This is a genomic window from Streptomyces sp. NPDC047079 (assembly GCF_040643755.1).
Taxonomy (GTDB): Bacteria; Actinomycetota; Actinomycetes; order Streptomycetales; family Streptomycetaceae; genus Streptomyces.
Window position 1 is genome coordinate 322,777 of the sequence record NZ_JBEYUZ010000003.1, and the last position, 6,954, is coordinate 329,730.

Annotated in this window: 5 protein-coding genes; 1 reads left to right on the forward strand and 4 read right to left on the reverse strand. The window is 72.4% G+C overall.

All coding sequences use genetic code 11. The annotated features are described in order from the left end of the window. Position 1 precedes the first annotated feature (1 nt). Positions 2-1,243, reverse strand: a complete 1,242-nt coding sequence (locus tag ABZ823_RS06340; protein WP_361654369.1) for an amidohydrolase — start codon at positions 1,241-1,243, stop codon at positions 2-4. Positions 1,244-1,282: 39 nt separating this feature from the next. After that, complete coding sequence (locus tag ABZ823_RS06345) at positions 1,283-1,468, reverse strand: hypothetical protein (protein WP_361654372.1); 186 nt, start codon at positions 1,466-1,468, stop codon at positions 1,283-1,285. 151 nt (positions 1,469-1,619) lie between these two features. Here ABZ823_RS06345 and ABZ823_RS06350 point away from each other — a divergent pair, with 151 nt between their 5' ends. Further along, on the forward strand, positions 1,620-2,963 hold the full coding sequence (locus tag ABZ823_RS06350) for a helix-turn-helix domain-containing protein (protein WP_361654375.1): 1,344 nt from the start codon (positions 1,620-1,622) through the stop codon (positions 2,961-2,963). Positions 2,964-2,996: 33 nt separating this feature from the next. Here the strand turns inward: ABZ823_RS06350 and ABZ823_RS06355 are convergent, their stop codons facing one another. Together ABZ823_RS06355 and ABZ823_RS06360 are read right to left on the reverse strand one after the other, a co-directional pair. Continuing rightward, positions 2,997-4,841 carry an alkyl sulfatase dimerization domain-containing protein gene (locus tag ABZ823_RS06355; RefSeq protein ID WP_361654378.1) on the reverse strand — a complete coding sequence of 615 codons (1,845 nt, stop codon included), beginning with the start codon at positions 4,839-4,841 and terminating at the stop codon, positions 2,997-2,999. Positions 4,842-5,054: 213 nt separating this feature from the next. Next, positions 5,055-6,086, reverse strand: coding sequence for a sporulation protein (locus ABZ823_RS06360; RefSeq protein WP_361654381.1), 1,032 nt, complete (start codon positions 6,084-6,086; stop codon positions 5,055-5,057). Positions 6,087-6,954 lie beyond the last annotated feature (868 nt).

Sequence of the window (6,954 nt, forward strand, 5' to 3'; positions counted from 1 at the left end):
GTCAGGCCGCCGACAAGTGGGCCAGCGCCCCCGACACCAGCGCCCGGACGCCGGGGGCGAGTGTGGACAGGTCGGGCGCGAAACGGGGGCTGTGGTTGCTCGGGACCTCCGCGAACTTCTCCATGAGGTCCGCGCCCGGTGCCGCCTCCCAGACGTCGGCCGGGGTGCTCGTCACGAACCAGTAGGCGTACGGGATCCCGTCCGCCGCCAGGTGCGGGAAGTCCTCGCTGCCCATCGCCGGGCCGGGGTCGAAGACCGTGGCGGCACCGAACACCTCCCCGTGGACGGCGGCCACGCGGCCTTCGGCGGCGGTGTCGTTGACCGTGACGGGGAAGTCGGCGCCGACGGTCACCTCGGGTTCGCGCGGGCAGCCCGCGGCCAGGCACTCGCCCGCCGCGATCCGCCGGACCGCGGCGATCATGCGGTCGCGCACCTCGGCCGACTGTGTGCGCAGGTTCAGGGCGATGTGTGCCTCGGACGGGATGATGTTGTGCCGGGTGCCCGCCTCGATCCGGCCCACCGTCAGCACCGCGGAGTCGCGTGGCGCGATCTCCCGGCTGACGACGGTCTGTAGACGCGTGACGAGGTAGGCGGCCGTCACCACGGGGTCCACGGTCGCCTCCGGGCGCGAGCCGTGGCCGCCCCGACCGTGCACGACGACGTCCACGTCCGTCGAGGCGGACAGGATCAGGCCCGGGCGGTGCGCGTAGAACCCGGCCGGGCCCGGTGCCGCGTGCTGGGCGAGCAGGACGCCGGGGCGCGGGAAGCGCTCGTACAGCCCGTCCGTGACCATCGCCCGCGCGCCCTCGCCGGTCTCCTCGGCGGGCTGCCCCACCACCAGCAGCGTCCCCGACCACGTGTCGCGCCCGGCGGCCAGTGCCCCCGCCGCGCCCGCCAGCCAGGTGACGTGCAGATCGTGCCCGCAGGCGTGCATCACGCCCGGTGTCGTCGAGGCGTACGGCAGTCCCGTCTCCTCGGCGACCGGCAGGGCGTCCAGGTCGGCGCGCAGCAGGACGGTGGGTCCGTCGCCGTTGCGCAGCACCCCGACGACCCCGGTGCCGCCGACGCCCTCGGTGGTCTCGTATCCGGCCGTGCGCAGCCGCTCCGCGAGCCTTCCCGCGGTCCGGTGCTCACGCAGGGACAGCTCGGGGTGGCGGTGCAGGTCCAGGTAACAGTTCTCCAGGTCGGCCACGGGGAGGTCGGCGGTGAGGTCCAGCGCGGTGCGTGCGGCGGCAGAGGTCACGGGGCCCAGGGTATGCGGCGCTGTGGTGAGCCGACCCGGCTATCGCGTGGAACCGTGGTGCGCGGGGACGCCCTGGACGTGGCGGACCGGCTCCTGCTGGGCGGCCCGCGCCGGGCCCGCGTTGGCCGCGGTGACCAGGGCGGCCACGGCGACGACGGCTGCGCCGAATCCTCTGACGTAACGCGCGGATATGCGTCCGTGGAGCACGGAAAGGCGTTCCAGCACGGCAACCCACCTCGCAACTACAGCGACGGATTAAGCACGCTTAACGTGACTTCCAACCTAGGGGGTGAGGTGACACCCTGGGAAGTACCCACCTGTTGACGTAAAGTCAGAAACCGGCCTTCTCGACTGCGCTTACTGAAATGATTGATGCATGGTGAAGCGGGACGACCCGGAGACCATCGGGCGCAGGGTGCAGCAGCTCCGCCGCGAGCGGGGCATGACCCAGCGGCAGTTGGCCGAACCCGCCTACACACCCGCGTACATCTCCACCCTGGAGGCAGGCCGGGTCCGTCCCTCCGACGAGGCGCTGCGGCACATCGCCGAACGGCTCGGCATCGCGTACGAGGAGCTGGTGACCGGCCGCCCGGCCCATCTCGCCACTGCCCTGCGGCTCCGGCTGACCGACGCCCAGCGCACCCTCGCCACCGGGGAGGCCGAGGTCGCGGCCGAGCAGTACGGCACGCTGCTGGCGGAGGCCGAAGCCCACGGCCTGGACGCCGAGCAGGCCGCCGCGCTGCTCGGGCTCGGCGAGAGCGCACTGGAGCTGGGTGACCTCGCGAGGGGCCGGCAGTACTTCGAGCGGGCCGAGAAGTGCCTGGCGGACGCACCGCTGCCGAGCCGGGTACCGGCGCTGCGCGGACGCGCCGTCTCCCACTACCTCGCCGGTGAACTGCGCTACGCCTGCTATCTGCTGGAGTCCACCATCGACGAGCTGAACCGCTCCGGACTGCACGACCCGGACGCGCTTCTGCTGCTCTACGCGAGCGCCATCGGCCCCTACATGGACATGGGCGCGCATGTGCGGGCGGCCCAGGCGGCCGAGGTCGCGCTGGCACTGGCGCCCCAGGTGCAGGACCCCGCGCTGGTGGCCCGTATGCACCGGTCGGTCGCCCGTACGCTCCTCGCGGAGGGACGCGTCGCCGAGGCGGACACCCACCTCGCCAAGGCGGCCGAACTGTACCGGCAACTGCGGATCCGCACCGAGCTGGCCAACTGCCACTGGATGCGCGGCTATCTGTACGCCCAGAACGGCGAACTGAAGCGCGCCGAGACCGAGTTGCGCGAAGCCCTCGCCATGCTCGCCGAGAAGCGGGCCGCCCTCTACAGCAGCCAGGTCGCGGTGGAGCTCGCGGACGTGCTGCACCGGCGCGGGAAGTCGGAGGAGGCCGCGGAGCTGCTGCACGGCGTCCTCGGTGACATAGGCCCCGAGCGGGGCGCGGTGCACTCGGCCGCCGCGCACCGCCTCCTCGGCATCATCGCGGAGGACGCCCGCGACACGGAGACCGCGGAGGAGCACTACGTCCGGGCGCTGAGTCTGCTGGAGCGGGCGGGCGCGGCGGGCGACCTGGCGGACCTGTGCCGTCTGCTGGGCGATCTGCTGCGGCGCACCGGCCGGGTGGAGGCGGCCCTGGACGCCTACCGCACGGGCCTTGGCCACCGCACCGCCCCGGGCACCACGACCCTGGGCCCGGCACCGGCACAGCCACCGCTGTGACCCCGCCTCATGGCGTGACGCCCTGCCCCCGCCTCACGGCGTGACGATCGCGAACTTCTCATCCGGCCGCGTCACATACGAGAACAGCCGCTTCAGCAACCCCCGGTCCCCCTCCGTCTCGATCCCCGCTAGTCCGCTGCCCGCCAGCAGCCCCTGGAGCTCGGGGCGGGTCAGGGTGAGGGTCAGGCCCGCGTGCGGCTTCGGTGTGCGGTGCAGCGGCATGCTGCGGTGCGTCAGGGCGCCGTGCTCCAGATTGAGCCGGTGCCGAAGCTGCTCGTCGATCACGACCAGGTCGATGATCAGGCGTTGCTCCTTCGCCGCGCGGGGCCCGTCGATACGGACCGCGATGGCGTCGAGCAGCATGCTCACGCTGAGCGCCGACGTCATTCCGGCCGGGTCGCCGGGGACGGCGGGGCCGCCCGCTCCCTCGCGCAGCTCCAGCGCGCCGGTCAGATAGATATTGCGCCAGGGACCGTTCTCCGCCCCGTGCCCGAGCCGCTCGTACACGCCCGCCAGCGTCTCCTTCGCCTCCTCGTCGTCCGGGTCGGCGAAGACCAGATGGTTGAGGAGGGTCGCGGCGAAGCGCAGGTCACCGGCGTCGGTGTAGCGGCGGGCCGCCGCGCGCATCGCCTCCGGACCGCCCGCCACCTCCACGTACCGCCGGGCGAGTGCGGCCGGCGGGTGCTCCCACAGATGCGCGGGATTGCCGTCGTACCAGCCCAGGTACCGCTGGTAGACGCCCTTGACATTGTGGTTCAGGGACCCGTGGTAGCCGCGCGCGTGCCAGGCGCCCTCCAGCGCGGGCGGCAGCCGCAGCTCCTCGGCGATCTCCGCGCCCGTCAGACCGCTGTTCAGCAGCCGCAGGGTCTGGTCGTGCAGGTACGCGTACAGGTCGCGCTGCTCGGCCAGCAGCCGGACCACGTTCTCGTGCCCCCAGGTCGGCCAGTGGTGCGAGGCGAAGGCCACGTCGTAGGCGTCCTTGAAGAAGTCGATGGCCTCGTCGAGGTAGCGGGACCACGCGCGGGCGTCGCGGACGGGGGCGCCGCGCGGCGTCAGGATGTTGTGCAGGGTGTGCGTGACGTTCTCGGCCAGGCACAGCGCGCGCCGCTCCGGGAAGAGGAAGTTCATCTCCGCCGGTGCCTCGGTGTCCGGGGTCGGCTGGAACACGATGGGCACGCCGTCGACGGTCTCCCGCTGCCCGGTGTGCGTGATGTCGACGGTCGGCGGGACGAGGGTGACCGTGCCGGTGGCCAGGGTGGTGCCGAGGCCCGTGCCGATGTGCCCGTCGGGGGCCTTCGGCAGCCGGGTGCCGTGCATGAACGCGGCCCGGCGGGCCATCGCGGGCCCCGCGTGCACGTTCTCGCTGACCGCGTGGTCCAGGAACCCGGCAGGCGCGAGCACCGGCACCCCCGCCTCGGCCTCGCGTGGCAGCACACCCCGGGCGCCCCCGAAGTGATCGACGTGGGAGTGGCTGTAGACGAGCCCGGTGACGGGCCGCTGCCCGCGGTGCCGCCGGTACAGGGCGAGGGCGGCCGCCGCGCACTCGGCGGAGACGAGCGGATCGACGACGATGACGCCGCTGCCGCCCTCGACGAGGGTCATATTGGCCGGGCCGAGCCCGCGCACCTGGTACACGCCCTCGGTCACCTCGTACAGGCCCTGCCGCGCGCACAGTTGCGACTGCCGCCACAGGCTCGGGTGCGCGGTGGCGGGACAGTCCCCGTCGAGGAAGCCGTACGCGTCCCCGTCCCACACCACCCGCCCCTCCCCGTCCGTCACCACACCCGGTACGAGGGCGGCGACGAACCCGCGGTCGGCGTTCTCGAAGTCGGTCCGGTCCTCGAAGGGCGGCAGACCGTCACGGGGCGCGGCGTCCATGGGGCCAGCTTCGGGGCGCAAGGCGGGGGAGGCCAGCGGTGGGGGCCCGTTCGAGGCGACCCACGCCACTCGCCCGCCCCCTGAGACCTGCTGTGCGGCCACGTTCGTCCGATCGACGCTTTCCTCAAGGACTGATCAACCGCATGTGCGCCGCCGGGCGCGGCCGACGGGGCCGGACACAGGCCGCTCCTGGGTGAGCGTGGACCGGATGGGTCAGTCGTCCCCGCTCTCGTCCTCCTCTCCTTCGAAGAAGTCCCCGATCTCGTCGACCACTTCGGCCGCGACCATCCCGCCGACGACCCCGACGGCCAGCCCCGCCGCGCCCGTGGCGACCGCCGTACCGATGCCGGGTCCCGAACGGTGCCCGCCGTGATGGTCCCCGTGGTGCCCGCCGTAGTGGCTTCCGTAGTGGTGGCCGTGGTCGCCGGTATAGGGGGCGGGGGTCCCGTACCCCGCTCCCGCTCCGTACGCGGCCCGGTGTTCGACCAGTTGTCCGACCCAGCCGTCGACTTCCGTGTTCCAGTCGCGGGTGTGGACCTCGTGGTGGCCGACCGCGAAGCGGGCGAGTGCGTCATGGCCCGAGGAGAAGAGGCCGCCGCGCTTGTCGGCCTCGAGGACGATCTCCACACCCTCGGGGGAGGGGAGGAAGGTCAGCTCGATCTCGTTCACCCCGTGCGCGTACCGCGGGGAGGGGGTCAGCTCGATCTCCTGGTAGAAGGGAAGCTGCTGGTAGGCGCCGCCGATGCGGCCGTACTCCAGGTCGGCCGAGCGGAAGCCGAAGCCGAGCTGTCCGAGGGCCTCCAGGACCGCCTCCTGCACCGGCAACGGGCGCACCGCCAGCTGGTCCAGGTCGCCCTTGTCCCTGGCGCCGGCCACCGCCAGTTCCGTCCGCACACCCAGGACGATGCCCAGCTGCTGCCCGTACAACTCGGTGATCGGCGTCTCCCATGGCAGGGTCACGCTGAACGGGACGCTGCGCTGCTCCTCCTCGCCGAGCCGGAAGCCGCCGCCGACCGTGAACCGGGCGAAAGGGACCACGCCCTCGCTCTCGCCCTCCTCGTGCTCCGCCTCCACGCGCGCGACCAGCTCGAGCGCGATGTGCTCGATCTCCACCGCCGCACCGCCGCCTCGCAGGCGCACCTGCCCGGACAGCGCCCCGCCGGGCAGCGTCGCGCCGCCGTCAAGGACCGTGTCCACCGAGGGGCCTCCCATGCCGATCGCCCCCAGCAGCCGTTTGAACACCATGCCCGTGCCGCTCCTTCACTGATCGCCTCTGTCGTCCGTCCGCACCGGCCGACGTCCGTAAACGGCCCGCGCCGACCCGCTGCCCGTTGAACCGACCGCGAAGGTAAAGAGGTTCCCAAGCTCCTTGGCTCCGCCCGCAATTCACCCGTACGCGCCACAGGTTCCGGCTCCTGGGGTCACGCGCGTTCCCCGCGGCAGGCGAAGCCTTTACTGCGACTTGATTGCAAGTGATAGATCTATGCAGCAAGGTGAGGATCGCGGTACCCGATGAGAGGCCCCATTCCATGCCTCCGTCCTCCTCCCGGACGCGGATGCCCATCCCATGGCAGGAGTGGGGCCTCACGGCGCGGGGGCGCATCAGTCCGCGGTCGGCTCTGAGGCTGCCTCGGCCGCCGCGTGATCCGGTCCGCCGCTGCCCTCTGGTCGGTGATGACGGGGATGTCTCTCGCTCGGCGACTGGAAGGTTCCGTTCCTGATGTGGCCGAATTGTGATGAGGCGGAGAACTCGTCGTCGTTTCAACAAGGTTGACAGCCCCGGCGCGTTGATCGACTATGTGCTCGAACCGCGGCTCAAGTGACCAGTGAGCCCACTGTTTCTCTTCGACCACTCTTTCCCGGGGCGCCGTGGCGCTCGTGGCGGCCGGTGCGGGTATCGCGGTCGCCGTCCGGCGCCGCACCTCACGCACCCGCGCATGACGCCTTCGGCGTCCCTTTGACCACCCTCCACGGGCCCGGCGCTCTTCTCCCCCGGTGAGCGCCGGGCCCACCTTTCGATCCGCCGATCCGCCGATCCGCCGATCCGCCGATCCGCCGATCCGCCGATCCGCCGATCCGCCGATCCGCCGATCCGCCGATCCGCCGATCCGCC